Origin of the sequence: Seohaeicola saemankumensis, assembly GCF_021021435.1 — a bacterium.
Classification (GTDB): Bacteria; Pseudomonadota; Alphaproteobacteria; order Rhodobacterales; family Rhodobacteraceae; genus Seohaeicola.
The window spans coordinates 1-2,069 of sequence record NZ_JAINWI010000051.1; the positions used below are offsets into that span (position 1 = coordinate 1).

Annotated in this window: 2 protein-coding genes; both read right to left on the reverse strand. The window is 64.5% G+C overall.

The genetic code is table 11. The features are described from left to right. Positions 1 to 1,131: relaxase/mobilization nuclease domain-containing protein (locus K7H22_RS19870; RefSeq protein ID WP_230802541.1), on the reverse strand; the 1,131-nt coding region annotated here is incomplete at its 3' end. After that, positions 1,118 to 1,711 (reverse strand): helix-turn-helix domain-containing protein, encoded by a 594-nt coding sequence (locus K7H22_RS19875; protein ID WP_330165873.1) that lies wholly within the window; start codon positions 1,709 to 1,711, stop codon positions 1,118 to 1,120. The genes K7H22_RS19875 and K7H22_RS19870, both read right to left, overlap by 14 nt. Between the last annotated feature and the right edge of the window lie 358 nt (positions 1,712 to 2,069).

Here is a 2,069-nt window from a genome sequence, read left to right on the forward strand (position 1 = left end):
GATATTGGCTTCGGAATAGATCCCGCCCTCCGAGGGGGTCTCTGACAGCGTGGATGATCGCAGCCCCAAGGGCTGCATGTGCTGGACCTGCGTCTGGATCTCGATGAGGCGCTTTTCCAGCACGGGACGTTCCGCGTCAGACTTCTCGGCGATCATGCCCTGCACCCGCGCGAGCTTTTCCGCATAGAGGCTTCTCAAATCCTCAAAGCTTTGATCCTCGGCCATATACACATCTCCTGTTCGGTCCACCTGCCCGCCATGCGCCAGCACCTCGCCCGCGCGAAAGAGGGCTGCGGCAAAATCCTCGCGGGCCTCGCGCGAAGCCTCCGCTGCGAGCGAATGGTAGACGGTTCTGGTATTGGCGATCTCCGCCAGCGTCCGGGTCAGGTCCTGCCCCACGCGTTCGCGCTCGCGGGGTGCGCGCCCCTCTTCTTTCGCGGCGTAGACCTCGCTGGTGCGGGCTGGGTAATGCACAACCCCGCGATCCACCCGGCGCGTGGCCTCCAGCCGCACGCCATACTTCTCCGCCTCCTCGACCATGGCGAGGCGGAAGTCGTCATAGTTGAAGCGGTGACTGCGGCCGAGGAAGAAGAACTCGCCTTCCTGCGAGCGGCGGTTCAGCACCAGATGCGCATGGGGGTGATCGCGGTCCTCATGCACCGCAATGATGTAATCGAAATGCCCCTCATCAGTCTGGAAGAAGCGCTCGGCCACATCCGTCGCGATGTCGCGCACATCCTCTCCCCGCGTGCCGATGGGGAAGGACATGAGCATGTGGGTGGTCTGTCCGAGCTTGGGTTTGAAGCCCGCATCCCACCGCTTGGCAAAGCGCTCGGTGAGGTCCTTGATGTCCTTTGCCTCGAGCTTCGCCTTGCCATCCAGGAACCCGCTACTGTCCACGATATGAGTGGACTTGGTGGTGAGGTAATCGAGCTGGTTTGCGAGCTGCGATTTGGTATGCGTCCCCCCGCCCCGGATCGCCTTGAAGACCGCAGGCCGGTGTCCCGCTGCCGCGCGCACAAGCTGGCTCTGCTTGGCGACATGCAGCCCCTGCATCGAGCCTCGGACGCGGCTCCAGCCATCCCGGAAGACCTCGCCCGTGACAGCATGGACGGCATCATTCAGCCGCATGGGCAAACTCCCTCAGCGCGGCCGTGGCCTGGAGCTGCATCGCGTCTCGACGGCGGCGCAGAAGCAGATCGATCTCGTCAGCGGAATCCAGAATGAACCGCGCCAACCCGCGCATCTGCGCAAGGCGCAATTCGGTGAACTCGGCACTCGTGCCCCCCACGGCCGCCTGCCCCCGCCGGTTGGCCTGCGTCATCTGTTTGGCGATCTGCGCGACCCCATTACCGACCTCGTGCAGAGAGGCGCGGTAGCGCGCCATCTCTGCTGCCATCTGCGCGTCCGGAACGAACACCCCGCCTGCCGCCTGAATGAGTCGCCGCAGCCCCTCGGCACGGCTCTCGATCCCGGCCTCGGCCAGCACCGCATCGAGCGCCGCGAGCTCCGCAGCCGTGACCTTCACACTGACAGCGGAGACCGGAATTGCGGCATCCGTCTGGCGCTCGGCATCGGCATTGAGCGTGTACTGGATCGCCCGCACCGACACGCCAAACCGTTCCGCCAGCACTGAAGTGGAAACGCCTTCCGCAGCTTCGCGAACGATCTCCATGCGGTCCGCATCTGTGAGGCGTTTCGAGCGAGACATGCGAAGAAAGACCCCCTATTTCCTGCCACCTTCCACCAAGGCTGCCCCTACCTTACGATAATATATCGTGCTGTCAATTATATACTTACGTCGCTTTCAGTCTCAGGCAGCCTTGGTGTCCGCTTCACGCCGCGGCCCGCAGGGGCGCGGCTCTGCCGCCCTCACCACCGGGCGACCCACCTGCCCTAAGGGTCCCGTCCGCCAGCCCCGCCCGAGGCTCTGGCCGAACACGCATGTGTTCGGACGGAACCGCGGGCGGGCGCAAACCCCACCGACAGGGCGGACAGGCAGGGTCACGGAGGGCCAGATTTGGCTTGCCAAATCTCTGCCGCAAAAACCGGGAGGCCCTGGCCGATAG

What these genes read in the sequence shown, in the direction of transcription:
- K7H22_RS19875 (WP_330165873.1), bottom strand. Translation starts at nt 1,711, where the DNA reads ATGTCTCGCTCGAAACGCCTCACAGATGCGGACCGCATGGAGATCGTT.